Genomic DNA, 25,401 nt, shown 5'->3' with positions numbered 1-25,401 from the left:
CTCAGGCCCCCTTCTGACGGTAGAGCGAGGCGAGGGTGCGGGCGGTCAGCTGCTGCTTGAACGCATTGTGCACGGTCGGGCGGGCGTCGCTGAGCGCCGCTTCGGCCACGGCCGCCGCGCCGGAGGAGGCAGCGGCGTCGGCCGCGGGGGTGCGCCAGGGCTTGGTCGCGATGCCGCCGAAGGCGAAGCGGGTCTGGCCGTCCTTTGCGAATACCGCCGCGACCGACACCAGCGCAAAGGCATAGGAGGCACGGTCGCGGACCTTGCGATAGACATGGGTGCCGCCCAGCGGCCGGGGCAGCGTCACCGAGGTGATGAGTTCGCCGGGCTTGAGCACATTTTCGATATGCGGCGTGTCGCCGGGCAGCAGGTGGAAATCCGCGATCGGGATCGACCGGCGGCTGCCGTCGGCGCTCGCCGTGTCCACCTGCGCGTCGAGCAGGCGCAGCGCCACCGCCATGTCGGAAGGATGCTGCGCGATGCACGCTTCGCTGGTGCCGAGGATGGCGAGGCTGCGGCTCATCCCCTTGAGCGCGCCGCAGCCACTGCCGGGCCGACGCTTGTTGCAGGGCATGCGCGTGTCGTAGAAATAGGGGCAGCGGGTGCGCTGGAGCAGATTGCCGCCCGTCGTCGCCTTGTTGCGGAGTTGCCCCGAGGCGCCCGCCAGCAGCGCGCGGCTGAGCACCGCATAATCGCGGCGGACAGTCTTGTCGGCGGCAAGGTCCGTGTTGCGGACCAGCGCGCCGATTTTAAGGCCGCCTTCCGCCGTCGGCTCGATCCGGTCGAGACCGAGATGGTTGACGTCGATCAGATGGGCCGGCGTCTCGATCTGGAGCTTCATCAGGTCGAGCAGATTGGTGCCGCCCGCGATGAATCGTGCGCCTGGGGTGGTGGCGGCGGTCTTCGCCGCCTCCTCGACGCTGGCGGCGCGGCTGTAGGTGAAGGGCCTCATGCCTTTTCTCCTTCCGCAACCTCGCGAATCGCCGCGACGATGTTGGGATAGGCGGCGCAGCGGCAGATGTTGCCGCTCATCCGCTCGCGCACCTCATTGTCGGAAAAGGCGATCTGGTCGAGATTTTCGGTGGCGTGGCTGGGGATGCCCGCCCCGATCTCCTCCAGCACCGCCACCGCCGAACAGATCTGGCCGGGCGTGCAATAGCCGCACTGATAGCCGTCATGGGTGATGAAAGCGCGCTGCATCGGGTGGAGCTTTTCCGGCGTGCCCAGGCCCTCGATGGTGGTGATCCGGTCGCCCTCATGCATGACGGCGAGGGTAAGGCAGCTATTGATCCGCCGCCCCTCCACGATGACGGTGCAGGCGCCGCACTGGCCATGGTCGCAGCCTTTTTTGGTGCCGGTGAGGTGCATATGCTCGCGCAACGCATCGAGCAGGGTCGTGCGCGGATCGAGCTGAAGATGCACTTCGCGGCCGTTCACGGTCAGTCCTACCGGGTTCATCTGCTGTTGCTCCTTGCGGCGTTGCGGGCTGCCGGCCGGCGCGGCTTGCGCTTCGCCCGAAACGGAAATGGCGGCGGCGGCAGCGGCGCTGCCTTGAAGCAGGCTGCGTCGCGTCAACGGGTCTGGCATGCGCTGCGCTCCTCCTATCTTCTGCGATACGAAAGGCGAGCCGATTATGTCCATCGCCGCCAACGGATTTTATGAATGGCGGTTTAGCAGATGGCTGGACTTCGCCAAAATGCAAGGTGCGCAACCCGTTGGAAGGGAGGAAATGGCGTTGGGCAGAAAAAAATGACTTTCTGCAAATTCTCCCCTTGCCGAGGGGGGAAGCCGCTGCTAGTTGCCCCCCACCCGCCGAGAGGACACATCCTCCGGCCGCCAGAGCGGGCGTAGCTCAGGGGTAGAGCACAACCTTGCCAAGGTTGGGGTCGAGGGTTCGAATCCCTTCGCCCGCTCCAGTTTTCTATATAGAAATCAGCGGATTAGCGGCCTTCGGGCCGCTTTTTCGTTGGAGACAGCGCCCTCTGTAAAGCCCGTTGTCTCCATAATGTCTCCAGAAAATCGCCAAGAATGGGCCGCCCCTGGCGTTGGCTGGCGCAGGTTGCGCCCGATCTTTTGCGCCCCCGCGCGGCCATTTCGCCCCTTCCACGCGACCCGGTGGCTGGAGACAATGGCTCCGCCGGCTGGAGACAATCGGGCCGAAGCTGGAGACAGCGCGCTTATCCGCGATCATGCGCTCGGACCCAGGAAGCCTCGCGGCTGTTGTCGCCGCCGCTTCACGCGCACCTCGGACCAAGCCGATCGACGCTCCCATTCGGCCTCCCCGGCGAGGCAGTTACGGACGCCTGACCGGCGCCGCGTCGGGGTCAAGCCCGGCCCGCACCAGACCGAGTAGGGCCTGACCCCGCCGCTCGCTTGCGCCGGTCGAACGCCTCCACGCCCTCGATCGGAGGGCTTCCCGAATGGAGACAGTCATGCAGCTCATCACCGACACCATCCGCGCGCAGCTCATCGCCAACGGCCGCTTGAGCATCGAGCATCCCGAGTTCGATCCCAAGCCCGTCGTCAAGCTGTTCACACCCGACGCTGGCGCCACCTGGCTCATCAGCGAGTGCGATCCCCAGGAGCCCGACATCCTTTACGGCCTCTGCGATCCCGGCCTCGGCGAACCCGAACTGGGCACGGTCAGCCTTGCGGAGATCGAGGCGCTGCGCGGCCCGCTGGGGCTCCCGGTCGAACGCGACCTCTATTTCGAGGCGAAGTATCCGCTGAGTCGATACGCCCGCATGGCTATCGCGGCCGGCGTCGTCATCACCTAGCGACTGCTCATGTGCCCCGCCCGCGCGGGCGGGGCGCTCAATCCGGCAGAAACGGAACGACCACTGGCGCACCGTGAGTTTGCCGCTCGCCGCATTGAGCATGAGGATCAGCACGGCCGGATAGAGCGCGGGCCAAGTCGAATAGCTGATGATCCACGCCGCTGCGCTCGGCAACAGCCAGCCGGTCAGCGTTGTGATGCTGGCATAACGTGACGCTTGCCTCCATTGCGGCTATTGCGGTGATGCCACTCCGGGGGAAGTTGTGCGGAAGTCGAAAGGATATCGAGTCGATGTGGAGTTTGACTGTCCTGTAGTGGATGCAACTCGGCTGGAGCAGGTTCTACGGCATCATTTTGGGGCCACTGAAGTGCGGGTTGCCGTGCGTGCGGTAACGTCCGACAAATTACTTTCCGGGCCGCCCCGATGGGAACCCAATCCAGGGACTGGGGCGCACACCATGCTTGAAATCGTCCGGGAGCGCGGCGTGGTGCGCTGGCGTGACATCAAGCATGTGCGCAATTCGCGCGCCGCGCTCGAACTGCTGCTGATGGACGGGCACCTTGTGCGCGTCAGTCACGGCCTGTTTCGAGATGGGAGCCGACCGCTCGATGCGGAGATCGCGGTGAAGCAACGCGAACCCTATTTTCGGGGACAGCTCGGGACGCGGCAACAAACCATTTATGATGCTCTAGCAAAGCCAGCCACGGCCGCAGAACTTCGCCAGCGAGAGGGTGTCAGCCGTCAAGCGGTGGACCAGATTCTCAAGAAGCTGATGAAATCCGGCCTTATCCGCCGTCTGCCTACACCCGGTGAGTCCTCCGAATGGGTCTATGCACAAAGCGGGAAAAGGACGCTCGACGTCCTGGTGGATCGCGAACCTAAGATCGGCTCGCTCGAAAAGGCGACGTTGAGGCTCATTCCGCCAGTCGGCGGCGCGCGCCGAGCAGCACTCGTCGAGCGGCTCGGCCAGTCGACCCACAGCGCACTCAAGCGTCTTGTCGCCAAGGGGCTTGTCGAGAAGGCTGGGACTCCCAAACGCCAGCTTATCCGGCTCACTCAGAAGGGATTGACGCACAGCGCCTATGATCTCGAAGGTGAGCACCTACCAGGCAACGACGTCTCCGCAGCGCTGAAACCCGAACAGGTGCGTCTCCTACTCGCTCTCGATGCGCTCGGACCAGCCCGCGCACTCGACATCAGCGCCGCAGCGGGTGTCCGGTCAAAGCGGGCTCCAAGCGCGGGTCAGTATCTCCAGCGATTGCGGATGTCGGGTTACATCGTTCAGGAAAGGCCGATGCCGGGACGCGCGCCGATCTACCGGCTCACCAAACAAGGCACGACCGCAATCGCGGCCGCGAAGCTCGCCGGCAAGGCGATGAGTCCCAACAAAGCGCGCCGTGCAGTCGAACGCGATGCTGCGGATCGCGCCCAGCAGGCTGCGTCCAGGCACTATTCATCGCCGGGCCAGGGGCGCACGCCGGAAATCCTCGCGCTCCTCGAATCCGGCCCGCTTACCAGTCGCGAGATTCAGGATCAGCTCAGCAATCCGTTCAAATTCTACCGATCCGTTGGTCTCGCGGCTTCCGATTTACAGAAGCGCGGATGGGTTCGCTGCATTGGGTCGGGCGATCACGCAGCGAAGCGCTGGGAGTTGACGAGCGCTGGCCTGGACTGGCTGGAGGCCCGACGGGCTCAGCACGAGGTGCAGCAAATCGACCTGGCTCCGAGCGAGGCTCATCACCCTTGATCCGGCCCGGCTGCCACCGCCACTTCGGCGGCAATCCGCGCCTCGATCGCCGCCGCGATCTCGGCATAAAGGTCGACGTCCTGATCCGGCGCCGAGATGGAGATCGCGAGCGCATAGCGGCCCTTGTCGTTCATGCGGTTCTGTCCGATGTGCGATTTCCACCAGCCGCCAACCGGATAGATCGCGATCTGGTCGTGCGCGGCAAGGTCGATTGCCGGACCTCGCCACAGGTCGCAATGAAGCGACCCAGCCTGAACGGCCTGCGGCCCGAGCAACCAATAGTCGGTCTCCTGACCGGCCTTTTCCGCCTTCTCCTCGGTCTTGCTCAATCGTGTCCGAAAATCATTGGCCGTCTCGCGCCGTTTCTTCAAGGCGAAGCGCAGGCCGTAGGAGCGATAGGTGTCGGGTCGGGTGCTGGCCCGGCCTGAAAGGTTGGGCTCGATGAAATAGGAGAGCGTCACCTTCATCATCACCGAAGCGTTTTCCAGCGCTTCTAGCGCTGCCTTCGGCCAAGGGAGGGCGTAGAAATGCACCTCGTTGAATACGGCCGAGCGCCCGTCGGCTGAAGCGGCATAAGGTTGAATCTCGGCCTCGGCGAGCAAGGTCACATCATTGCGCGCCGACGCGGCCGCGCGAACCAGGTTGGGCACGCCAAAGCCCATGCTGCGTAGGATTTGCTGCTTCGTGCCCTTGCTGCCCGTCTTCCAGCTACGGCCGGTGCCGATCAGCAGCTTACGAATTGGCCCAGGCCATTCGGCGGAATGGACGGTGAGAGCGCGGTAGGTTTCCGGCCACCGGCCGGGTAGATCGGCCTTGAGTCGCCCAATGAAATTGCCGGCCACGCCCGTCGCGGCGCTGGTCGCCCAGAAGGGCACCAGCGGCTCCGTAGCCACATCCCTGCCTGCCGAGAGCAGCGAGACCGCCGGGTGCCAGCCGCAAAACTGGGCATTGTCCATCATCATGTTGCCGGCCTCGAACAGCACGTCGGGCTTGATCGGCGTCAGGTCAGCCGGAAGGGTCTGCGATCCCCGGCTGAATGGGCTGCGCTCGTTCGGCGCGACCAGCGGAATCAACTCGGGTTCGTCTTGCGCCTGGTCAGCCTTCGCCGTGTATCCGCCGATAGTGAGCGCATTCCAGCTCTGCGCGGGGTCTTCGAGTGCATGATGCTGCTCGACCACGGCCTTGAGCCCGCCGTCCATATTGCCGGTGGCGATCAGCACGAGACGCTTGGGGTGATCCTTGGCGGCGAGCCCCGCCTGCTGCTCACCCGGCATTGAGCCGGCGCAAATCTGATCGACCGCGCCGCTCCAGCTTGATGGCGCCTCCGAAGAAAGATCGGGCGAGGAGGTGGCGATGCAGAAGCTGCGCGGGATATTGGCCCGTTCGATTTCGGCCACGGCCACGGCTGCTTGCGTGATAATGCCATAGCGCGCCGGCTCGGTCGCCGGAAAGCCGCCGGGCGGAAGGAACTTCACGGATTCGACGGCATGGCCGAGCACGACCTGGCGTTGGTCGCTCATAGGCCCAAGCAGGTCGCCATGCAGGACAAGGCTCGCCATGCCCGTTCCATGCCCGCCGGCGCCGGCGTGATCGTCGGTGCCCCAGGCATCGTTCACAGTCCACGCACCGGCCAGCGCGGGAGCGATCAGCGGGTGCGCTGCCGCAACGCCCGTGTCGATCACGCAAACCACCGGCGCATCCGCTGGCGGAGGCGTCACCCGCCCGCAATATTCGGCCACAAGCGCGTGCTGCCCCAAGCTCTTGTCGCCTTGGTCAAGGAACGGCTCGATGCTCTGGCTGGCGCGCCGCACTTCGCTGATCGCGCCGTTGAGGCGGCCGACGAGCCCAAGGGTCGCCTCGGCTGTTCCGAGCACGAATATGACCGAGGTTTCAGGAAATTGCAGCCGGTCGGGATACACGTCGAGCCCCGCCTGCTGCGCGGCCGCCACCACCGCCTCCACGATCGCATCGGGGCGACGCAGCCAAAGCTCCCACCACTGCGGCGCTGGCGATGCCAAGTCCGGCGTGCCGACGACGAGCGTGCGCGCCGCACCGGCGCGGATCGCCTCGATCACCTCGAATTTGTCGATGTCGGGACGCTCGTGATTGCCGAGATCTTCGGAGCCATAGGCCGCGATCCGGCCGGTCAGGAATGCGCGAGCGTCATCGGGAACGAACACTACCGCCCGCTCTGTGCGATCCTCGCTACGCTCGGAACGGAGGACGACGATCTCCTGCGCCGGGAAATCCAGCGCCGGTATCTTCGTGGCCTTGGCGCGCTCGCTCGGCACCATCGTCTCGACCTCGACGAGAACGCCGCGTTTCAGCCCGTCGACCGGGATGCGGACGTCCTCTTGGGGCGGCGGGAGGTTGCCTAGAGCTTCCCCCAGCTGTCCGAGCAGGGCTGCGGCATGGGCATGGTAGTCTTCACGCCGCTCGCGTCGTTCGCGCCGAAGTCGGGGATAGACATACTGCGCTGCCTCGCGCCATCGCGTGATCGAGATATGCGGCTGGCGTGGCGCCGCACCGGCTTCATTTTCGGGCATACCCCCCTCAAGTCATTCCCACCGCTTCCCCACGCGGTCTCTTCTCGCCGACGGACGATGCCGGCGCTTCAATGTCCAAAGCTCTGTCGAAAGATTTGGCGGTCTTGGAGCGCGATGCGCAAATGGTCGGCCGAGATCGACTTCGCCCCTTCGAGGATAGCGTCCTTCACGACGGCATCGGCCGCGCGCACCAGCTCCCCCTGGCTCAAGCCTTCCGTGATGGGAGCGATCGACGCCCAAGCCTTGGCGGTCAGGCGGTAGCGTCCCAGCCGGCGTGAGAGGATCGCGCGCGCGGACTCGGGATCGGGCAGCCGATATTCGATGACTTCATCAAACCTGCGTGCCAGCGCCTTGTCGAGTATCTCGACATGGTTGGTCGCCGCGATGACGATACTGTCGGTTGAGTTAGGCTCCTCCATGAAGGAGAGCACCGAGTTAAGAACCCGTCGAATCTCGCCGACGTCATTGGGATCGCCACGACGCGAACCGATCGCGTCGAACTCGTCGAGCAAATAGACGCCGCGGGTCTGCGCAATCTGATCAAACAGCAAGCGCAGCTTGCCGGCCGTCTCCCCAAAGAAGCGGCTGAACAACGAGTCCAGCCGTGCCGTGAACAGCGGCAAGCGCAGCTCTCCCGCGAGTGCCGAGGCCGTCATGGTCTTGCCCGTGCCCGGAGGCCCGACAAGCAGCAGGTGCGTCGCCGGAACCTGCCCATGATCGCGCAAGGTCGCCCGCTCGCTTTGCTGCCGGACAACGCGCTGCAACCGCGAGCGAATGGCCTCGCCAAGCACCATGTTGTCGAGCTTGGTCTTCGGATAGCTGCTCTCGACCAGCCCTTGCAACTCGCCGCGCGGCCGCGCCAGAGGGATTGGCGCTTGGCCGGTAGGCGCGTTGCCAAGCCGTTCGCGCGCCTTTTGGACGAGGCGCTTCAACTGGTTCGCCTCTTCGGCATTGCCTTGGCGCGCTTGCTGTGCCGCAACCTGGAGCGCTATCGACAGAAATTGCTCTTCGTCCCCAGCAACGTGCGAATTGAGCAGCGCGACGATCTGCTTGGTTGACATCAGCGCTCCTCCTTTCCTGCAAACTGACGGGTATAGGCACCGAGCCGTCATGACAACCGCGCAAACGGTGCGGCGCTCTCATAGTGTAACAAGTCACCGAATATCCGGGAGAAATTTGTTCAGCTCAGGCCGCGATATTGAGCGAACTGGTAGCATGGGCTCGCAAAGCGCCGGTGGAGACGGGACGCTGTAGAACCGCCTGGCAGATGAACGTAGGCGCGCAGCGGTGATCCTTGGCTTTTCCTCCCCGATCATCCATATGGAGCCGGTATCCCCCGGTGGTCCCTGCCTCGCATACCGCCGGGGCACTTAATTCTAGCCACAGCCGATAGTCTTCTTAACGCGCTTCCAGCGTGCGGAATATGCTGTTGTTGTCCTCATCCTATACGGTTTGAGGGGGAAAGCCTTCCCCTGCTGACAAGCCCCTGCGGGTCTCGCCAGACCCCTTCGAGCGGGGACACCCCGCAACGCCCCGATAGTGAGCGCGGGGATCTAGGGAGCGCACTCTGGCGGCTGGCGCCGCGCAGGGGTCGCGCGTCATTTTCCCCAGCGCAGCACTCTCGCTCTGGCCGGAGGGCACGGCGACGGCTGGCCCACAGGCCCGCGCGCACGCCGCCGCGCCGGCCGTCCGCCGCAAGGGTGCGTCGTTTGTGGCGCCGCGAGCGGCGCGGTGCTTGGGGCTCCGCCCCCGGCGCACTTCGGAACGTCTTCCGCCCAGCTTCCTCCGCTGCGCTCCGTGCAGCAGGTTCCCCGCGAAGCCGTCCCTCCGTTTGCACCCCCGGTCTCGCCGACGGGCAGGGTTTCAGCGCGGCGCTTCCCGCTGCGCGGAAACCCAAGGAGTAGGAAGATGACCAAGACCGTTCAAATCGAAACCACCGCTGCCGAGCCTGTGTCGGGCATCGAGATTTTCGTGCCGCTGAACAAGCTCAAGAAGTCCCCCAAGAACGCCCGCAAGGTGCCGCATGGCGAGGCCGCCATCGAGGCGCTGGCCGCTTCCATCGAGCATAAGGGTCTGATCCAGAACCTTGTGATCGAGCCGGAAATGAAGGACGAGAAGCCGACCGGCGCCTATTTCGTCACCGCTGGCGAAGGTCGCAGGCTGGCCTATCTGTTGCGCGCCAAGCGCAGGCAGATCAGGAAGAACCACCCGGTTCGCTGCCGTCTCGACACCGAGAACGACCCGTCCGAGATCAGTCTGGACGAGAATGTGACCCGGACCCCGATGCACCCCGCCGATCAGTTCGAGCGGTTCCGCGAGCTTGCGGACGGCAACGGATGGGGCGCGGAGGAAATCGGCGCGCGGTTCGGCGTGTCGGGCGGCGTGGTGAAGCAGCGGCTTCGCCTTGGCGCTGTCAGTCCGAAGCTGTTGCAGGTCTATCGCGAGGACGGGCTGACCTTGGATCAGCTTATGGCATTCGCCATCACCGAAGACCACGCCCGGCAAGAGCAGGTGTTCGAGAACCTGCATCACAACCGGGAGCCGTGGATCATTCGGCGCGACATGACCGCCAACAACGTGCCCGCCGATGATCGCCGTGCGGTGTTCGTCGGGGCCGATGCCTATATCGAGGCGGGCGGCAACATCATCCGCGACCTGTTCAGTGAGGATCGAGGCGGTTTCTTCGAGGATGCGGGCTTGCTCGACATGCTTGCCGTCGAGAAGCTGCGCGAGATCGCGGACGGGGTGCAGGCCGAGGGGTGGAAGTGGGTTGAGGCCCATATCGACTATCCCCATGCTCACGGTATGCGGCGCTTCTATCCGCAGGCCGTGGACCTGTCCGACGAGGACGAGGCCCGGCTTGAGGCCCTGTCCACCGAGCATGACGAGCTTGCCGAAGGCTATTCGTCCTATGACGAAATGCCCGAGGACGTGGCGAAGAAGCTGGAAGCGGTGTCCGATGAGATCGACGCCATTTCGGCCAAGCGTTACGCCTACGATGCCAACGTGATCGCGCATGGCGGAGCGTTCGTGGTGCTTCACCATGACGGCACGGTCAGGATCGAGCGCGGTTTCGTCCGTCCCGAGGATGAGGCGCTTGCCGATCCGCAGCCCGAGGACGAGGCCGAAGCCATCGAACCGGAGGCCGTGGAGGACGAGCAGGCCGAGGACAGCGACGAGGAAGTTCAGGATTTCGAGGATGAGGACGAGGAACCGGGCAAGCCCATTTCCGACAGCCTCATTCGCGACCTGTCCGCCCACCGGACGCTGGCCCTTCGCGTGGCGCTTGGCGAACAGCCCGGCATGGCGTTGGTAGCCCTGACCCACACGCTTACGGCGCAACTGTTCTACAGCTACGCCGAGGCCGGTTGCCTTGAAATCCGTCCGACCGTGACCCCGCTTGGCGGTCATGCGGCGGGGATCGAGGATACACCGCTGGCGGCGCGGGCGAGCGAGGCGCATGACGCATGGGCCGAGCGGATGCCGCGCGACGTCGCGGACCTGTGGGGCTTCATCGTCGCACTGGACGATGAGCAGCGGATGGCGTTGCTGGCGCATTGCGCGTCCCGCACCGTTAACGCCCTGCGCCTACCGTGGGATCGCAAGCCCCGGACGCTGCAAACGGCGGACAGGCTGGCGACCGCGCTGGCGCTGGACATGGCGAAGGACTGGACGCCGACCGTGGACAGCTACCTTGGCCGTGTCACCAAGGCGCATATCCTTGAGGCCGTTGCCGAAGGGGTATCGGAGGATGCGGCCCGCCGTATTGCGGACAAGAAGAAGCCGGAAATGGCCGAAGCCGCCGAGCAGCGTCTTGTCGGGAAGGGCTGGCTTCCCGCTGTGTTGCGGACGCCGGAGCCGGAGGCCGAACCCGTCGAGACGGAGGACGCCGAAGGGATCGCGCAGCCGTCCGAAGCGGAGGCCCCCGATACCGGAGCGCAGGACGGCGAAGCCGTGGAGGTCGAGGCGGTGGAGCAGCCGACCGAACCCGAAGCGGTGGACGCCGACGTTGAGCCGGTGGACGAGGAAGACGCTTACTCGATTGCCGCCGAATAGAACGGCATCGGGCCGGGGCCGCATCGGCGGTCCCGGCCTTCCTTTCGCAGCCCGCAAAAATTCGCGGCCGCGCCCGGTTGGGGCGCGGCCGCTTATCGTAGGGACAGGTCAGGGACGCGGGGGCATGTGGGCGGCATCGAGCCGACGATGGATCAACGATACGAGCGTCAGGAGATCCTCGGCATCGGTCTTGGTCATCGGCCAGTGGATGCGCGCCTCATGAGCGGTCGGATTGCGGAACATCCCGAACACGCCTTTGACCAGGTTGGCGAAGCCGCTTTGCTCGCTGCGCTCGCTCGCCGTGTTGCGCGGATTGATCGCCAGCATCGGCGGCTCGCCGCCTAACACGCGGTCCACCAGCGTTCCGCCATCATCGGTCAGGCCCGTCCGCACCCGCATCTTGTCGGCGACGCTTTTCACCGCTTCTTGGACCGCGTGGAAATAATCGTCGGCCAACAGTTCCGCACGGCAGAAGCGCAGCACGTCGGGATGGACGCCGCGCGTTTCCAGATCGGTGCGCAATTCCCTCGCTCGGCGCTGCGCCTCTGGCAGCGTCGTCGCCTGTTCAACGGTTTCGATCTTTCCGGCCTCACTGACCACGAGCCCGGCAAAGGCAAGCGCCTGGTTGAGATTCGCCCGCATCGGTTCGTAACGATATGGCTCACGACTATAGCGGGCCGGGCTCATTGCTTTGCGGATAAAACCGAGGATGCGGGTGCGATCCTGTCGGGCGTTCTGGCTGGTGACGAAGGCGTTATAGATGCGGTGCCGCTTCGTTATCTCGCCGGGATCGGTCATCTCGCAAGCCGCGATCAACAGGGCAATCTCCGAGCCCTTCAATCCGACATCGGTGTCTCCAAGAGCACCGGCGATTGCTTCAATTTGTTCCTGCGAAAAGAGCGTCACCATTAGGTGTCCATATCAACATGAAGCTATCGCTTCACTATCCGACGACGAAAACAGACCGGGCAGCATCGGCATAGGTTCGTGTTGCGCCGTCGCGCGAGCCGCGTTGTCGGCCGCCGCGACCGTCACCCATTCCACCCGCCAATCGAGCCGCAGCACATCGCCATCGTGCTCGCGCCGAATCCGCGCGATCCCCGCGCCTTCCTCGCTGATCGCGAAACGGCAATCATTGTCATCGCCATAGGCGGCTTCGATCAGCGTGCCGTCCGAGAAACTGAGCCAGCAGCGGCCCGCGCTGTCGGCCGGAACCGCCAGCTCGGCCTCGACATCGCCCATCACCCTCAATCTCGTGCGGTCCTGGCCGCGGATCATCACGCTCATACGCCGTTCCTCGATCTCGATTCGCAAAGCTGCATATTGGAACAAATAGAGAACATATAGCAAGGGAAAGAGTCGTCATAGCCGGACGGCGGGGAAGGGAGCGCCCCGCCCATTTCGGGCGACGTGCTGCGCCGACCAGCGCGGACAGCCCATATTCACCAACATCCCGGTCCCGAATCCGGCGCTAGGCCGGCATCGCACAGGCCGGACCTGAACCTGTCCGACGCGCAGGCCGCGCCCCTCCCGCCGATTTCCGCATGGCAGCGCCGCGCTCCGCTGCATCGGCCACGCCCCACGAAAGCCGGGGCCACGTCGCCCTCGCACCTCGCTCGCGCAAAACCCTCCCGCCACGCCCGCCTCGAACACCAGACCATCGCCGGCACCGCCACGGCCGGCGGCGGCAAAGCTCCTCCGATCATCCCGTCAGGCCGATGTTCTTGCACGGCACCGCCGCCCACGCGGCCTCTCGAAAGGCTTGTCTGGCCGAAGCCCACCCGTCTTCCCGCAACGGCGGCGGGCGGTTTTTTTCGCCGTCGGCCATGCCGGCTTTGCATCGCGAAACCAAAAAAGCCGCCCGCCGCCGCCAGCCACTTCGTTCCGCCCTGCGGGTGCGGGCCGGTCGTCCCCCGTCCGATCGACAGCCATCGAGGCCGCGACAGGCGCGGTTCCGAGGCAAGAAAGGACTGACGTTATGATCTGCGGAAACTTCACCACCACCGACCACGGCTTCTCCGGCGAAATCCGGTTCTTCGGCAAGCGCGAACAGGTCGTGCTCCTCCCGATCGAGGGCCAGGACAACGAGAAGGCCCCACACTTCCGCATCGTCGCAGCCGACGACGAGCGGATCGAGTTCGGCGCCGCCTGGCGGAAGACCAGCAAGGAGAAGCGCGACTACATCTCGTTCAAGCTCAATCCCGTCGTCGCTCAGCCGGTCTATCTCCGGCTTTTCGAGTCCGAGACGGTGGCCGGCGAATACGAGCTGCTCGCAAGCTGACCGGCTCCGCGCTCCGCCCGAAATGGGCGGGGCGCTCCTTTTTCCCGCTCCCGAAAGGATCTTCGCCATGTCCGATCGCATCGGTCATAACGGCGGCCCGCCGCTCGACGATCGCAGGCTAGGCCCCGCAGACGGCGCGAGCTGCCGGCGATGCCGACACTGGCGGCCGCCGAGCGAACGCGAGGAAAGCGACTATCGCGCCTATCAGATGGGCGTGATCCGCCGCCGCGTCGCCGAGCCTTCCGGCGCTTGTGATCGCGTAGTGCTGCGGCTGGGCGGCCCCGTCGCCTTCGCCGGCACCAAGGGCCGGTCCTGGTGCTACAATTTCGAGACCAAGCCGCCGCCCACCGATGAGGAGCGGCGCGGATGGGGCTTCGTCACGATCTACGAGGGCGACCGTATCGTCTGGCAGGGCCGCGAAGGCGAGGAACCTGCCGAATATCGGCAAGGCGACCTGTTCGACTGACATAGCCGTTACCGGCCTGACGGCCGCGCCGGTATCCCGGCTGTCGTTTTCTTGAGTGGGAATCAGGGCGCTCCGCCCCCGCTCCCCAGCAACAACAATCAGCCGAACCGTGGCTCAGTCGCTGCGCTCCCTGCGCCCGCACCACTCCGGCAGATTCTTGCTGCCCCCCACACCCCCGACTGCTCGCCGCGAAGGCAGGGTCGATGGCCTGGCCATCGCCCTGCGGACGATTTGCAGAAGGGAAAACAGTCATGGACAATATCAGGCATGTTGACGGTGGCAGCGCCGAATATTGGCGGGAGCGCCGCGAAGCCTTCGCCCTCATTCGGGAAGCCGAGGAAGCCGGTGAGCGAGCGAAGAACGCGCCGACCTATCTTCACGGCGGTTTTGACGAGGACGGCGATGTGATCCCGCTGGAGAACCTCAGTCCTTGGGATGACTTCGAGGATGCGGTGCAACGGCTGGAGGCGAACGAAACGGCGGTGAGCATACTTGTCGCGCAGCGCCGCACCGAAATCTACATTCGCCGCCTGTGGGCCGTGATTGCCGCGCTGGAAGCGCTGGAAGCCCCGTTCTTCCCGGAGGACAGCCCGCTTTGGGGACCGGATACCGATTGACCGGGACGGCAGGCGGCCCCGAGCCGTCTGCCACCACCGTCCGCGTCCGTGTCGCGCGGCGGGCGAGATCGACCCGCCCGCCGCGCTGACGAAAGGGGGCTGGGGCGCCCCCTCTCGCCGCTCTCCCCATGAGGGGGCAGGGCCAGGCCCCGCCCCCTCAAACTCCCCCACCCATGAGGAAAGGGGGACGGTTCCCTCCGCCCCTTTCCCCAAACCCCTATCCCCCCTCCCTTCGGAAAGGATGGCGCATTGATCGGGAATCCGCCGCGCGTGCGCGGCGGGAGACTTGGGGCTCCGCCCCCAGCGCCCTTCGGAGCGGCTTCCGCCCAGCTTCCTCCACGCTTCGCGTTCCGTGCAGCCGGTTCCCCGCGAAGCCGCCCGCTCCGGTTGCACCCCCGGTCTCGCCGACGGGCAGGGTTTCAGCGCGGCGCTCCGCTGCGCGGAAACCCAGACCCAAGGAAGGAAAGACCCATGAGCATCCATCACCTTGCTACCCGGTTCGGCCGCAACAGCCATCAGATCGGCGGCTATGAGGCGCTCGACAACGAGGCGCTGTATCGTAACGTCCCGTCCATCTTCGCCCGCGAGGCGCACGACAGCCGTTCGGAACGCTATGTCTATGTCCCCACCATCGACATTGTGGAAGGGTTGCGCCGGGAAGGATGGTTCCCGTTCTTCGCTGTGCAGTCCGTCCCCCGCGACGGCAGCCGCCACGGCCACGCCAAGCACATGCTGCGCCTGCGCCGGGACGACGGTATCGGCAAGCCCGAGGCCGCCGAGGTCATCATCGTGAACAGCCATGATGGGACCAGCGCCTATCAGATGTTTGCCGGGATGCTGCGGTTCGTCTGCACCAATTCCATGATCGCGGGCGAGCGGTTCGAGGAGGTCCGCGTGCCCCATAAGGGCAATATCCAGCACGACATCATCGAAGGCGTTTACACCGTGGCCGAGGACTTCCCCCGGCTGATCGACGCCAGCGAGACGATGAAAGAGGTTCGGCTTTCCGAGGATGAGCAGCGCTTGCTCGGCGAGGTCAGCCTTGTCGCCCGCTATGGCGACGACGAGAGCCCGCTCACCCCCGAGCAGATCATCGAGCCGCGCCGCTACGAGGATCGGGGCGATAGCCTGTGGACCACGTTCAACGTCATTCAGGAGAACGTCATTCGGGGCGGATTGCATGGCCGCAAGCGCAATGCCGAGGGCCGTATCCGCCGCAGCCGTTCGCGTCCGATCAACGGCATCGACCAGAACGTGACGCTCAATCGCGCGCTCTGGACGCTGGCCGAAGGGATGCAGCGCCTCAAGACGGGTTAACCGCGATTGCCGCAGGGCTGGACCATCCGGCCCTGCGGTTTCCCTTCCCATCGCTCGCAAAACGCCGCCGATCCATCCCCCGGATCGGCGGCGGCCGCGCGTCCCGATGGGCCGCGCGGCTGCTGAACGGGGCGCGCTCGCCGGGCGTTCGCCCGGCTCGCGATTGGGATATTCCCATTCTCCAAAGACGACTATAATAGTCGTTTTCGTAGCGAATGACCCGAAGGTTGTGGAGGTGATCTTGCATGATCACTTCCCGCCAGGTGCGGGCCGCTCGCGCACTTCTTGGCTGGACACAGGAGACGCTTGCCGAGAAGGCCATTATTGCTCTGACCGCGCTCAAGCGGCTGGAATCGGAGAGTTATAAGGCCGTGAACGAGAATACCCGGCATCAGGTGATGAAGGCGCTTGAGGCGGCCGGGATCGTCTTCCTCGATTCGGATCGCGGTCAGGGCGTGCTGCTCGTGACCAATTCCAGTCGCGAACAACTCCAGTAACGGCCGTGACATGTGCGGCGATTATCCGCGCGCTGTCACAGAAACATAGCAAAGACGGTGCGATTACTTCGCTCCATTATGGTGTATAGACCATGAATCAGCAGGCACAGGGGGCTATGGCTGAAAGTGGAACAAGGCGATGGCGATAGCCGCTTTCGAGGATCGCGCTCCGGACGCGAACCATGTCACCGCCTATGACGAGCGCCATCATCACACCTATTGGCGGTTGCTCGATGCGGCCGACGAAAATGCCGACTGGCGCGAGGCCGTTCGCATCATCTTCGGGATCGACCCCGCCGCAGAACCCGAACGCGCCCGCTGCGTATATGACTCGCATCTCGCCCGCGCCCGCTGGATGACCGAGACGGGCTATCGGCACTATCTGCGTCCGCCGCCGAACTGAGAGCGGCCCCGGAGCACGCGCGGCGGTGCGGATAATCCATTCAAAACGCTGACTTGAATCCGCTATGCGGCCGCCTGCCCGGCAGGTCTTCTCCGGGGCGGCGGGCTGGCGAACATCTTCCAACGCGCTCCGCAGAGGGCCATGCTTGGGAGGGTTTCGATGCCGCCTGAGAAGGACTGGCGTGCGCCCCCGGACGAGGCCGGGGACGACGCGCTGCAATATTCGGACATCGCCATCGGCTATCTCGGCCGCAACGCTCGCTATCGCTCCGACTACCGCCGCGCGCTCGGCCGCGTGAAACGCGGCGCGATCTCCGCCGACGAGGCGACCGCCGGCCTCGTGCGGCGCTGGGGCATCAGCTACCACGCCGCGCCTGGCTCGGCCTTCGACCGCAAGCTGGCGGTCGCGCGGCCCGACCTGTCGCCGGCCAGCATCGTCCTGGCGCCCGCGCTCGCCGGCATCGGCGCCGCACCCCTCGACATGGAGGCGTTGGGCGACGTTCGTGCGCGGATCAGGATGGGCGACTTCCTGCATGTCATCCTCGCCGATCCCGATGGCGACGAGCATCTGTGCGTGTGCGGTTCGTGCCACCGCCCGATGGCCGTGATGCTGCCGATCGAACCCGATCCTCTCGCGCGCCTCGCGTCGGCCGAGCGCCTGTGCCGCCGCCTCAGCGGCATGGCGGCCGGCCCGCCGGCGCTGCGCCCGCCGCCGTTCCGGCGCGAGCATCTCCTGACCCTGCTGCAAGTGCTCGACGGCAACCGGGCGGGCGCCAGCCAGCGGGAGCTGGCCGCCTCGCTGATCCACCCCAAGGTCCGCCGCTACACCAACGCCGAATGGATCGAGAGCAAGGAGCGCAAGCGCATCAGACGGTGGCTCAAGGAAGCCGTCGAGCTCCGCGACGGCGGCTATCTCCGCCTGCTGCGCGGCGGCTGAAGGGGGACATTGCCGTCCCCCTCGGCGCTGTCCCTTCTCCGCGCCGGGGTCGTTTCGCCACGATCGCCTCCTGTCCGCCGGACCCCTTTTCCGGGGCCGGCCATCATCAGGAGGATCATCATGGCCGAGCCTGTCGCCGCCACAACGCCACGCTATCTCAAGACGCCCGACGCGGCGATCCACCTCGGTCTCTCGGCCCGCACGCTGGAGAAGCACCGCTGCTACGGCACCGGCCCGGTGTTCCGCAGGCTTGGCGGCCGGATCGTCTATGCGATCGACGACCTCGACTCCTGGGCCGCGCTCGGCACCCGCCGCTCGACCTCCGATCCGGGCAACGGCGTCGTCCATCCCGCCAAGCGCCTCCCCACCGACTGCGTGCGCCGCTGAGCGCCGATGCCCACCGCACGCTCCCTCTCCGGCCGGTCCAGCGTCGAGCGCACGCAGCTTGAGCTGTTCCGCTCGGTCCCCGGCGACCTAGCGGCCCGCGACGCGCAGGACTTGATGGCCTGGCCGTTCTTCTCGCTCGCCAAAGCCCGCCGCACCGCGCCCATCGACTTCCGCATGGGCGCGACATGGATCTCGGTCGAGGCCGTGCCCGAGCATGGCATGGCGACTATTTGGGACGCCGACGTGCTGATATGGGCGGCGAGCCAGCTCATCGAGGCGCGTGACGCCGGACGGCCGACCTCCCGCCTGATGGTGACGACGCCGCACGAGATACTGGCGTTCACCCGGCGCGGCACCGGCAAGGCGAGCTACGAGCGGCTGAAGGCCGCGCTCGACCGCCTGCAATCCACCACCGTCGCCACCTCGATCCGGCAGCAGCACCAGCGCCGCCGCCATCGTTTCTCGTGGATCAACGAATGGCGCGAGCTGGCGGACGGCAACGGCCGTGCGCTCGGGATCGAGCTGATCCTGCCCGATTGGTTCTATGCCGGCGTGCTCGACCGCGCGCTCGTGCTGACCATCGACCGCGCCTATTTCGACCTGACGGGCGGCCTCGAACGCTGGCTCTACCGTATCGTGCGCAAGCATGGCGGACGGCAGAGCGGCGGCTGGAGCTTCGACGTTCCGCACCTTTACCTCAAATCCGGCGTGCTCTCGCCGCTGCGCCGGTTCGCGTTCGAGCTGCGCGGCATCGTCGCGCGCCAGCCGCTCCCCGGCTACGTCCTCACGCTCGAACATGCGCTCGGCCGCGACCGGTTGAACTTCGCTCCCGTCGCGCAAGATCCGTTCGACGCCGCCATGCGCCGCGTCGGCCTCAAGCCTGGGGAGAACTGGCCATGAGGTTCGGACTATCGGGAACGGCGGGATTCGGACGATCAGGAACGCCGGACACGGACTTTCGGGAACGCGCGGGCCTCGCAAAGCCGCAGAAATCCTCGCGGATTCGCCCCCCTTCTAACGGTGCTAATAGAAAAGAATCCTTCGGATTCTTGCTAACGGCGCGCGCGGCTGTGGACAGCGCGGCCTTGCTCCCCGGCTCGACGCTCGCGCGGCGGCCAGGTCGCCGCCCTCGCACCGCCCCCGTCGCGAGCATCATCCCCGGAGACCTCCCATGATCGACGATCGGCCCCCCGCCGTGCGCGGCGGCGGCGCGTTCAGCGCGCTCGCCCGCGACGGCCTCACCCATGTCGAGCTGACCTGGATCGAGAAGAAGCTGGAGCACTGGATACGCTTCGGCCGCATCGCCCAGGACCGCATCTTGACTCGCCGAACCCGCGTCGTCGGCTTCCGTCCGGGCGCCGTCTTCGCCTTCGTCCGCTGGGCGTCGAACGACTTCGGCACGATCCTCTCGCGCATCGACGTGGTGCGCGCGGTAGCGGCCAACGAAGCCTACACGACGTTGCCGTTCGTGCGGCCGGGCGGGGACATCCTGCTCAAGATCGAAGGCTGGCCCAAGGTCCAACAAGTGCTCGCGGCGATCGACGCGGTGGAGGCGGCCGGCGTCGATCCCTGCGACGCGGCGGCCGACCATTGGCGCCACGTCCACAACCGCATCGCCGCCGGCCAGCCGCCGCGCCTCTACACGATCGAGCGCCATCACGCCTGGCTCAAGCGCCGGGAGATTGAGGGATGACGCGCCGCCGCTACGTCATGGCGATGGCCATCGCCGCATCCGCCTTCGCCGCGGCGTTCGTCGCTATCGCCGTCGCCGATCCGCTCCCGCGCGCCATCTGGAATGCCAGCGCCAGCGCGCCCATCGGCCTCTATCGCATCCATCCCAACCGCGATCCCGCCATCGGCGCGCTGGTCGCCGTCGCGCCGCCCGAACGGCTGGCGCATTGGCTTTCGGCGCGCGGCTATCTGCCCGAGGGCGTGCCGCTCTTGAAGCATGTCGCGGCTAAAGCCGGGCAGCGGACGTGCCGGATCGGCGATGCGGTGAGCGTTGATGGCCGGCGCGTCGCCATCGCCCGCGCGCGCGATGGCCAGGGCCGACCGCTGCCGGTCTGGCAGGGGTGCCGCACGCTCCAATCGGGCGAACTGCTGCTGCTCAATCCCGCCCATCCCGACAGTCTGGATGGCCGCTATTTCGGCCCGCTGCCGGCCTCCGCCGTCATCGGACGCGCCACGCCGCTCTGGCTGCGCGCGCCGTCCCCAACACCTTCCACCCCTGAAGCCAAGGAGATCGGCCATGCAAACCAACATCTTTGAATCCATCGCCGACGGCTATGCCGGCCGCGTCCGACTATTCGGTATCAACGAGGCGGTCGTGCTTGTCGCGCTCGATCCGAGCGATGCCGAAAACGCGCCCGACTACCGCGTCCACCTCGACGACGAGGATGGCCCCGAGGTCGGCGGCGCGTGGAAACGGGTCGGCGAACGTGCCGGCGACTACATAGCGCTGGAGATCGACAGCCCGCTTTTCCCGGCGGCGTTCCGGCCGGTGCTGTTCCGTGCCGATGATGATGGACGGACGTTCAGGCTGTCGTGGAAACGCCCCCGGCCCCGCGACGATCGGAGCTGATCGGTGCCTTCCCCGATCATCCCTCTGTTCGCGGAAAGACCGCCTCATCCCTCCGTCCCGCTCGGTCGCAGGCCGGCCGGCGCGCGCAGCGAAGGTCAAGGGCGGCCCCCGGCCGGCGCTTCGCGCGCACCCTTTACCGGAGCGAGCACGCTGGCAGGCTGGTGGCGGAGCGGGGGCGGGTCGGCCGCCATGCTCGCGGTCCTGCTGCTGCTCGCGCCGGGCGCTGCGCCCGTTCCCGCGCTGGCGCAGGACGCGCCGCCCGAGCGATCGGCCGCGCGCCATCCCTATGCCGCCCATGTCGCCGACGCGGCCCGGCGCTTCGGCATCCCCGAACGCTGGATATGGGCGGTCATGCGCGTCGAGAGCAACGGCGATGTTCGCGCCGTCTCGACGGCCGGGGCGATGGGCCTGATGCAGATCATGCCCGGCACCTGGGCGGGCCTCCACGCGCGCCATCGCCTCGGGTCCGATCCGTTCGATCCGCGCGACAACATCATGGCGGGCGCGGCCTATCTGCGCGCGATGCACGACCGCTACGGCAACGTGACGGCGATGCTGGCGGCCTATAATGCGGGGCCGGGCCGCTACGACGAATATCTGTCGCGCGGCCGTCCGCTGCCCGCCGAGACCCGCGCCTATCTCACAAAGCTGGCGTCGATCACCGGCGGTTCGGACGACACTCAGCTTGCCGTCGCGCCACCATCCGATCCCTTCGCCTGGCGTCGCGCCGCGCTGTTCGCGGTGCGGCCGGGCGCGCTGTCGCCTGCGCCGCCGTCCGCCGATCGCACGGCATCCGAGGTGCCGCCGGAACGACCGGCCGACGACCGCGCCGAGCTTGTCATGGCCGATGCCGCGCCGCCCTCCAACGGCCTGTTCGTCCCGCTTTCCGGGCGGCCTCCGCCGTGAGCGGCTCTCGCGCTCTCTGGCGGGTTTCGGCGCAGGCTTTCGCAGCGCCGGAAGGGAGCAGGGCTGTCTTTCGGAAGGGGGAAGGTCGAGGGCAAGATAAAGGGCGGCAATGTGCGGAGCCCTTGCGCCTCGGTTGTGGCCTTGATTCTCAAGGCTTTCGGGCATTGCTGCGCAATGTGTGCGGAAATCCCGCACTGTGCGGCGCTGGCTGGAAACCAGCAGCGCGCAGGGTTTGCCGCACATTGCGGCCTGTCCCGGCATGAGCCGCGACGACGATTTCCGCCTCCGGCCAGGCCGTATCCGCTCGCGCGGTAGCCAGCGGGCGCTGCCGATCATCGTCCAGGCACTCGCCGCCGCGCAGCGGGCCGGCGGCCATGTCTCGCGCCGCGGCCGGATCGTCGCGCCGGGCCGCTCGACCTTCGGCCGGGGCCGCGTGGCGAGCGTCCGCGCAACCCACCGGCTCGGCCACCGATCGCGCCAGGTCATCGTCAAGGCGCGCGTGGTCCGGCATGGCGGCCGCGCCTCGCTCGCGGCTCATCTCAACTATCTGCAACGCGATGGCGTCACCCGCGACGGCGAGCGGGGCGTGCTGTTCGGCGCCGAGGCCGAGGGTCTCGACCGCAACGAGTTCGCAACGGTGTGCGAGAACGACCGCCACCACTTCCGCTTCATCGTCTCGCCCGAGGATGCGCCCCAGATGGGCGACCTCAAGGGCTTCACCCGCGAGCTGATGACGCGCATGGAAAAGGATCTCGGCACCCGCCTGGACTGGCGGGCCGTCGAGCATTGGAACACCGACAATCCCCACGTCCACATCATAGTGCGCGGCGTCGGCGAGGACGGGCAGAACCTCGTCATCTCGCGCGACTATATCCGCGAGGGGATGCGGGCGCAGGCGCGCGAGATCGTCACCCAGGAACTCGGCCCGCGCACCGACCTTGAAATCCGGCAATCGCTGGAGCGGCAGGTCGAAGCCGAGCGCTGGACCGAGATCGACCGCGACCTTTCGCGGACCATGCAGCGCAACGGCCTGATCGACATGGCGCCCGAGCCCGGCGTCCGGCCGGACGGCGACCATGTGCTGAGGATGGGACGGCTGCGCAAGCTGGAGCGGCTCGGCCTCGCCAGCGAGATCGCGCCCGGCCAGTGGACGCTGGCCGGCGATGCCCAGGCGGCGCTGCGCGAACTCGGCGAGCGCGACGACATCATCAAACGGATGCACAAGGCGATGAGCGACCGCGGCATCGACCGGGGCGCCGGCAGCTATGTCCTCGACACCGATCCCGCTCAGCCCGTTGTCGGCCGGCTGGTCGATCGCGGCCTGCATGACGAGCTGACCGGCAAAGCCTATGCGATCGTGGACGGGATCGACGGGCGCACCCACCATGTCCAGCTTCCCGACATCGAGGCGACCGGCGATTGCCGGCCGGGCGCGATCGTCGAGCTGCGCCGCTTCGAGGACCGGAAAGGCCGGCAGCGGGTGGCGCTCGCCGTGCGCTCCGACATGGACCTTGAGGCGCAGGTCCGCGCGCCGGGGGCGACCTGGCTCGACCGGCGCAACCTCGCGAGCGACGGCCATGATCTCGGCGGCGGCTTCGGGACCGAGGTGCGCGCCGCGATGGAGGCCCGCGCCGAGCATCTCGCCGACGAGGGGCTCGCGCGGCGGCAGGGACAGCGGATCATCTTCGCGCGCAATCTGCTCGACACGCTCCGCCGCCGCGAGCTGGACGCGGCCGCCAAGGATTTGTCGGCCGAGATCGGCCTGCCGCACGCGCCGTCCAAGGCCGGGGAGTATGTCGCGGGCACGGTGCGCCAGCGGATCACGCTCGCCTCGGGGCGCTTCGCGATGATCGACAACGGCCTGAGCTTCCAGCTCGTGCCCTGGTCGCCCTCGCTCGATCGGCAGATCGGCAAGCACATCTCCGGCGTCATGCGCGCGGGCGGGGGCGTCGATTGGTCGTTCGGACGCGGCCGGGGGCTGGGCCTGTAGGACGGATCACAGAGATTCGGGCGGTGGTCCGGCTATCGAGTGAATATCTGTCCAATAACGTCGATCACCCTGAGAATATAATCGGCCAAACTACGCTACTCCCTGTCTTTCTACGCTAGACTTTCCTCCATAATAACAGTGACTTGATTTGGTGCCCAGCACGCATCGACTTCGATGCCATGTCGGCAACCAAAATCCTTTGGGGTCAGGTCTTCGCGGTCTTCCTGATCGTGCTCGCCGCCCTGTGGACCGCGACGCAATGGACCGCCGCGGCGCTCGCCTATCAGCCCGAGCTTGGGGCGCCCTGGTTCATGCTCGGCGACTGGCCGATCTATCCGCCGCCGGCCTTCTTCTGGTGGTGGTTCTCGTTCGACGCCTACGCGCCGGAGATATTCGAGACGGGCGCGTTCATCGCCGTGTCGGGCGGGTTCGCCGCGATCGTCGTCGCCATCGGCATGTCGGTATGGCGCGCGCGCGAGCTGAAGAACGCCGAGACCTACGGCTCGGCGCGCTGGGCGACGCGCGGGGAGATCGCCGCCGCCGGGCTGCTCGGGCCGAACGGCCTCATGCTCGGCCGGCTCGGGCGCGACTACCTGCGCCACGACGGCCCCGAGCATGTGCTGTGCTTCGCGCCGACCCGGAGCGGCAAGGGCGTCGGCCTCGTTGTGCCGACGCTGCTCACCTGGCCGGGCTCGGCCATCGTGCATGACATCAAAGGCGAGAACTGGCAGCTGGAGACCCGCAAAAACCGGTAGCGTTTGGACGGCTATAATGATTCACTGAGGGCGCGCGATCACGGAGGCCAGCTATGGATCCCAAGTCCCTGTTCAGTTTGAGCGATCACCTTGAGGCATTGAGCAAGGAGGGCGATCCGCTTGAGGTTTTGCAGGAGACGGTGGATTTCGAGTATTTCCGGGCGTGGCTGGTCGAAGGACTTGGTTATGGCGATGGAGCCAAAGGCGGACGCCCACCCTTCGATCCGGTGATGATGTTCAAGGCCCTGATCCTGCAGGCGCAGCATAATCTATCAGACGCCCGGATGGAGTTCATGATCCGCGATCGGCTGAGTTGGCTACGGTTTCTGGGACTGTCGCTTGGGGATCGCACGCCGGATGAGAACACGATCCGGCATTTTCGCAATCGCCTGACCGAGACGGGAACGCTCAAGCGGGTGATGAAGGCCTTTGACTGGCAACTCCAGAAGAAGGGCTACATTCCAATGTCCGGGCAGATCGTGGACGCCTCGCTGGTGCCTGCACCAAGACAGCGGAACACCGAGGGCGAACGTGAAGCGATCAAGTCGGGCAAGAGCGCCAGAGATATCTGGCCGGACGAGCCGAACAAGGCAGCACAGAAAGATACCGACGCCCGCTGGACCCTCAAGGTCGGCGGGAAAGTTCGGTATCGGGCGGATGGGACGCCGCTCCCCATGATCGCCCTGCCGGTCTTCGGCTATAAATCTCACATCAGCATCGACCGACGCTTCGGCTTCATCCGAGGCATGGCGGTGACTTCGGCGTCAGCGGCGGACGGGCGTCTTCTCCGACAGGTCGTCAGCACGGACAATACCAGTTCCGAGGTATGGGCTGACAGTGCCTATCGATCCAGGCGCAACGAGAAGTGGTTGTCGGATCAGATGCTCACGTCCCGCATTCATCGCCGCAAACCCATGGGCAAGCCGATGTCGAAGGCAACCGCACGGGCCAATGCCGCCAAATCCTCGATCCGTGCACATGTCGAGCATGTCTTCGCGCATCAGAAGAACCGGTTCAACCTGTTCATCCGCACCATCGGCCTGGCCCGCGCTGAGGCAAAACTGACCCTTTGCAACCTGGCCTACAACTTCAACCGCCTGATCTTCCACGAACGCCGGGAATGCAGGGGCTGACTCTGT

At 66.3% G+C, this 25,401-nt stretch carries 24 protein-coding genes, 1 tRNA gene and 1 pseudogene; 20 read left to right on the top strand and 6 right to left on the bottom strand.

What is annotated here, in order from left to right:
• Position 1: 1 nt before the first annotated feature.
• Both CAF53_RS09875 and paoA read right to left on the bottom strand, forming a co-directional pair.
• Positions 2–952 (bottom strand): FAD binding domain-containing protein, encoded by a 951-nt coding sequence (locus CAF53_RS09875; RefSeq protein ID WP_100237965.1) that lies wholly within the window; start codon positions 950–952, stop codon positions 2–4.
• Positions 949–1,587, bottom strand: coding sequence for an aldehyde dehydrogenase iron-sulfur subunit PaoA (paoA, locus tag CAF53_RS09870; protein WP_046762441.1), 639 nt, complete (start codon positions 1,585–1,587; stop codon positions 949–951). The genes CAF53_RS09875 and paoA overlap by 4 nt, the downstream gene beginning before the upstream one ends.
• A gap of 254 nt (positions 1,588–1,841) precedes the next feature.
• Between paoA and CAF53_RS09865 the strand changes: the two genes are divergently transcribed.
• The 3 genes from CAF53_RS09865 to CAF53_RS09855 all read left to right on the top strand — a co-directional run bounded on the left by CAF53_RS09865 (position 1,842) and on the right by CAF53_RS09855 (position 4,524).
• Positions 1,842–1,916, top strand: a tRNA-Gly gene (locus CAF53_RS09865).
• Positions 1,917–2,432: 516 nt separating this feature from the next.
• Positions 2,433–2,777, top strand: a complete 345-nt coding sequence (locus tag CAF53_RS09860; RefSeq protein WP_016745822.1) for a DUF2958 domain-containing protein — start codon at positions 2,433–2,435, stop codon at positions 2,775–2,777.
• A gap of 457 nt (positions 2,778–3,234) precedes the next feature.
• Positions 3,235–4,524, top strand: coding sequence for a hypothetical protein (locus CAF53_RS09855; protein ID WP_016745823.1), 1,290 nt, complete (start codon positions 3,235–3,237; stop codon positions 4,522–4,524).
• On the opposite strand, the gene CAF53_RS09850 is transcribed toward CAF53_RS09855, so the two are convergent.
• Both CAF53_RS09850 and CAF53_RS09845 read right to left on the bottom strand, forming a co-directional pair.
• Positions 4,515–7,070 carry a S8 family peptidase gene (locus CAF53_RS09850; protein WP_012049855.1) on the bottom strand — a complete coding sequence of 852 codons (2,556 nt, stop codon included), beginning with the start codon at positions 7,068–7,070 and terminating at the stop codon, positions 4,515–4,517. The genes CAF53_RS09855 and CAF53_RS09850 overlap by 10 nt on opposite strands.
• A gap of 68 nt (positions 7,071–7,138) precedes the next feature.
• On the bottom strand, positions 7,139–8,131 hold the full coding sequence (locus tag CAF53_RS09845; protein ID WP_012049856.1) for an ATP-binding protein: 993 nt from the start codon (positions 8,129–8,131) through the stop codon (positions 7,139–7,141).
• 847 nt (positions 8,132–8,978) lie between these two features.
• On the opposite strand from CAF53_RS09845, the gene CAF53_RS09840 reads away from it, so the two are divergent.
• A complete protein-coding gene (locus CAF53_RS09840; RefSeq protein ID WP_012049857.1) occupies positions 8,979–11,126 on the top strand; it encodes a ParB/RepB/Spo0J family partition protein in 2,148 nt (715 codons plus the stop codon).
• A 108-nt stretch (positions 11,127–11,234) separates the two neighbouring features.
• Here CAF53_RS09840 and CAF53_RS09835 read toward each other — a convergent pair whose 3' ends face one another.
• Positions 11,235–12,035, bottom strand: coding sequence for a TIGR02391 family protein (locus tag CAF53_RS09835; RefSeq protein ID WP_030090180.1), 801 nt, complete (start codon positions 12,033–12,035; stop codon positions 11,235–11,237).
• Between the two features lie 12 nt (positions 12,036–12,047).
• On the bottom strand, positions 12,048–12,413 hold the full coding sequence (locus CAF53_RS09830) for a hypothetical protein (RefSeq protein ID WP_012049859.1): 366 nt from the start codon (positions 12,411–12,413) through the stop codon (positions 12,048–12,050).
• Positions 12,414–13,104: 691 nt separating this feature from the next.
• Between CAF53_RS09830 and CAF53_RS09825 the strand changes: the two genes are divergently transcribed.
• The 16 genes and pseudogenes from CAF53_RS09825 to CAF53_RS09745 all read left to right on the top strand — a co-directional run bounded on the left by CAF53_RS09825 (position 13,105) and on the right by CAF53_RS09745 (position 25,395).
• Positions 13,105–13,407, top strand: a complete 303-nt coding sequence (locus CAF53_RS09825) for a DUF736 domain-containing protein (RefSeq protein ID WP_012049860.1) — start codon at positions 13,105–13,107, stop codon at positions 13,405–13,407.
• A gap of 67 nt (positions 13,408–13,474) precedes the next feature.
• The gene (locus tag CAF53_RS09820) at positions 13,475–13,873 is read left to right on the top strand and encodes a hypothetical protein (RefSeq protein ID WP_012049861.1); all 399 of its coding nucleotides are present in this window, start codon (positions 13,475–13,477) and stop codon (positions 13,871–13,873) included.
• Positions 13,874–14,124: 251 nt separating this feature from the next.
• Positions 14,125–14,490 (top strand): hypothetical protein, encoded by a 366-nt coding sequence (locus CAF53_RS09815; protein ID WP_012049862.1) that lies wholly within the window; start codon positions 14,125–14,127, stop codon positions 14,488–14,490.
• 471 nt (positions 14,491–14,961) lie between these two features.
• Positions 14,962–15,807, top strand: coding sequence for a DUF932 domain-containing protein (locus CAF53_RS09805; RefSeq protein WP_012049863.1), 846 nt, complete (start codon positions 14,962–14,964; stop codon positions 15,805–15,807).
• A gap of 245 nt (positions 15,808–16,052) precedes the next feature.
• On the top strand, positions 16,053–16,304 hold the full coding sequence (locus tag CAF53_RS09800; RefSeq protein ID WP_012049864.1) for a hypothetical protein: 252 nt from the start codon (positions 16,053–16,055) through the stop codon (positions 16,302–16,304).
• A 139-nt stretch (positions 16,305–16,443) separates the two neighbouring features.
• The gene (locus CAF53_RS09795; protein WP_012049865.1) at positions 16,444–16,707 is read left to right on the top strand and encodes a DUF2285 domain-containing protein; all 264 of its coding nucleotides are present in this window, start codon (positions 16,444–16,446) and stop codon (positions 16,705–16,707) included.
• Positions 16,708–16,866: 159 nt separating this feature from the next.
• Complete coding sequence (locus CAF53_RS09790; RefSeq protein ID WP_012049866.1) at positions 16,867–17,643, top strand: DUF2285 domain-containing protein; 777 nt, start codon at positions 16,867–16,869, stop codon at positions 17,641–17,643.
• A 120-nt stretch (positions 17,644–17,763) separates the two neighbouring features.
• Complete coding sequence (locus CAF53_RS09785) at positions 17,764–18,030, top strand: transcriptional regulator (protein WP_012049867.1); 267 nt, start codon at positions 17,764–17,766, stop codon at positions 18,028–18,030.
• 6 nt (positions 18,031–18,036) lie between these two features.
• Complete coding sequence (locus CAF53_RS09780; protein WP_012049868.1) at positions 18,037–18,930, top strand: replication initiator protein A; 894 nt, start codon at positions 18,037–18,039, stop codon at positions 18,928–18,930.
• A gap of 271 nt (positions 18,931–19,201) precedes the next feature.
• The gene (locus CAF53_RS09775) at positions 19,202–19,723 is read left to right on the top strand and encodes a DUF2840 domain-containing protein (protein WP_012049869.1); all 522 of its coding nucleotides are present in this window, start codon (positions 19,202–19,204) and stop codon (positions 19,721–19,723) included.
• Positions 19,720–20,298 carry a S26 family signal peptidase gene (locus CAF53_RS09770; protein ID WP_012049870.1) on the top strand — a complete coding sequence of 193 codons (579 nt, stop codon included), beginning with the start codon at positions 19,720–19,722 and terminating at the stop codon, positions 20,296–20,298. The genes CAF53_RS09775 and CAF53_RS09770 overlap by 4 nt, the downstream gene beginning before the upstream one ends.
• Entirely contained in the window at positions 20,279–20,611 is a 333-nt protein-coding gene (locus CAF53_RS09765) for a DUF736 domain-containing protein (RefSeq protein WP_012049871.1), read from the top strand. Before CAF53_RS09770 ends, CAF53_RS09765 begins: the two co-directional genes overlap by 20 nt.
• 189 nt (positions 20,612–20,800) lie before the next feature.
• Complete coding sequence (locus CAF53_RS09760; RefSeq protein ID WP_226948653.1) at positions 20,801–21,517, top strand: lytic transglycosylase domain-containing protein; 717 nt, start codon at positions 20,801–20,803, stop codon at positions 21,515–21,517.
• Positions 21,518–21,776: 259 nt separating this feature from the next.
• A complete protein-coding gene (locus tag CAF53_RS09755) occupies positions 21,777–23,507 on the top strand; it encodes a VirD2 family relaxase/mobilization nuclease (RefSeq protein WP_029548809.1) in 1,731 nt (576 codons plus the stop codon).
• Between the two features lie 179 nt (positions 23,508–23,686).
• Positions 23,687–24,235, top strand: a pseudogene (locus CAF53_RS09750) (type IV secretory system conjugative DNA transfer family protein); the annotation flags it as partial.
• A gap of 80 nt (positions 24,236–24,315) precedes the next feature.
• The gene (locus CAF53_RS09745) at positions 24,316–25,395 is read left to right on the top strand and encodes a transposase (protein WP_100236968.1); all 1,080 of its coding nucleotides are present in this window, start codon (positions 24,316–24,318) and stop codon (positions 25,393–25,395) included.
• The last annotated feature ends 6 nt before the right edge of the window (positions 25,396–25,401 follow it).

It is taken from the genome of Sphingobium sp. LB126, from assembly GCF_002795205.1.
Classification (GTDB): Bacteria; Pseudomonadota; Alphaproteobacteria; order Sphingomonadales; family Sphingomonadaceae; genus Sphingobium; species Sphingobium chungbukense.
The sequence above is the reverse complement of the archived record's forward strand: the minus strand, read 5'-3'. Positions and strand labels throughout refer to the sequence as shown.

What these genes read in the sequence shown, in the direction of transcription:
- CAF53_RS09860 (WP_016745822.1), top strand. Translation starts at nt 2,433, where the DNA reads ATGCAGCTCATCACCGACACCATCCGCGCGCAGCTCATCGCCAACGGC.
- CAF53_RS09775 (WP_012049869.1), top strand. Translation starts at nt 19,202, where the DNA reads ATGATCGACGATCGGCCCCCCGCCGTGCGCGGCGGCGGCGCGTTCAGC.
- CAF53_RS09845 (WP_012049856.1), bottom strand. Translation starts at nt 8,131, where the DNA reads ATGTCAACCAAGCAGATCGTCGCGCTGCTCAATTCGCACGTTGCTGGG.
- CAF53_RS09780 (WP_012049868.1), top strand. Translation starts at nt 18,037, where the DNA reads ATGCCCACCGCACGCTCCCTCTCCGGCCGGTCCAGCGTCGAGCGCACG.
- CAF53_RS09820 (WP_012049861.1), top strand. Translation starts at nt 13,475, where the DNA reads ATGTCCGATCGCATCGGTCATAACGGCGGCCCGCCGCTCGACGATCGC.
- CAF53_RS09790 (WP_012049866.1), top strand. Translation starts at nt 16,867, where the DNA reads ATGCCGCCTGAGAAGGACTGGCGTGCGCCCCCGGACGAGGCCGGGGAC.
- CAF53_RS09875 (WP_100237965.1), bottom strand. Translation starts at nt 952, where the DNA reads ATGAGGCCCTTCACCTACAGCCGCGCCGCCAGCGTCGAGGAGGCGGCG.
- CAF53_RS09765 (WP_012049871.1), top strand. Translation starts at nt 20,279, where the DNA reads ATGCAAACCAACATCTTTGAATCCATCGCCGACGGCTATGCCGGCCGC.
- CAF53_RS09795 (WP_012049865.1), top strand. Translation starts at nt 16,444, where the DNA reads ATGGCGATAGCCGCTTTCGAGGATCGCGCTCCGGACGCGAACCATGTC.
- CAF53_RS09855 (WP_016745823.1), top strand. Translation starts at nt 3,235, where the DNA reads ATGCTTGAAATCGTCCGGGAGCGCGGCGTGGTGCGCTGGCGTGACATC.
- CAF53_RS09840 (WP_012049857.1), top strand. Translation starts at nt 8,979, where the DNA reads ATGACCAAGACCGTTCAAATCGAAACCACCGCTGCCGAGCCTGTGTCG.
- CAF53_RS09825 (WP_012049860.1), top strand. Translation starts at nt 13,105, where the DNA reads ATGATCTGCGGAAACTTCACCACCACCGACCACGGCTTCTCCGGCGAA.
- CAF53_RS09850 (WP_012049855.1), bottom strand. Translation starts at nt 7,070, where the DNA reads ATGCCCGAAAATGAAGCCGGTGCGGCGCCACGCCAGCCGCATATCTCG.
- CAF53_RS09745 (WP_100236968.1), top strand. Translation starts at nt 24,316, where the DNA reads ATGGATCCCAAGTCCCTGTTCAGTTTGAGCGATCACCTTGAGGCATTG.
- CAF53_RS09785 (WP_012049867.1), top strand. Translation starts at nt 17,764, where the DNA reads ATGGCCGAGCCTGTCGCCGCCACAACGCCACGCTATCTCAAGACGCCC.
- CAF53_RS09755 (WP_029548809.1), top strand. Translation starts at nt 21,777, where the DNA reads ATGAGCCGCGACGACGATTTCCGCCTCCGGCCAGGCCGTATCCGCTCG.
- CAF53_RS09760 (WP_226948653.1), top strand. Translation starts at nt 20,801, where the DNA reads ATGCTCGCGGTCCTGCTGCTGCTCGCGCCGGGCGCTGCGCCCGTTCCC.
- CAF53_RS09835 (WP_030090180.1), bottom strand. Translation starts at nt 12,035, where the DNA reads ATGGTGACGCTCTTTTCGCAGGAACAAATTGAAGCAATCGCCGGTGCT.
- paoA (WP_046762441.1), bottom strand. Translation starts at nt 1,587, where the DNA reads ATGCCAGACCCGTTGACGCGACGCAGCCTGCTTCAAGGCAGCGCCGCT.
- CAF53_RS09815 (WP_012049862.1), top strand. Translation starts at nt 14,125, where the DNA reads ATGGACAATATCAGGCATGTTGACGGTGGCAGCGCCGAATATTGGCGG.
- CAF53_RS09830 (WP_012049859.1), bottom strand. Translation starts at nt 12,413, where the DNA reads ATGAGCGTGATGATCCGCGGCCAGGACCGCACGAGATTGAGGGTGATG.
- CAF53_RS09805 (WP_012049863.1), top strand. Translation starts at nt 14,962, where the DNA reads ATGAGCATCCATCACCTTGCTACCCGGTTCGGCCGCAACAGCCATCAG.
- CAF53_RS09800 (WP_012049864.1), top strand. Translation starts at nt 16,053, where the DNA reads ATGATCACTTCCCGCCAGGTGCGGGCCGCTCGCGCACTTCTTGGCTGG.
- CAF53_RS09770 (WP_012049870.1), top strand. Translation starts at nt 19,720, where the DNA reads ATGACGCGCCGCCGCTACGTCATGGCGATGGCCATCGCCGCATCCGCC.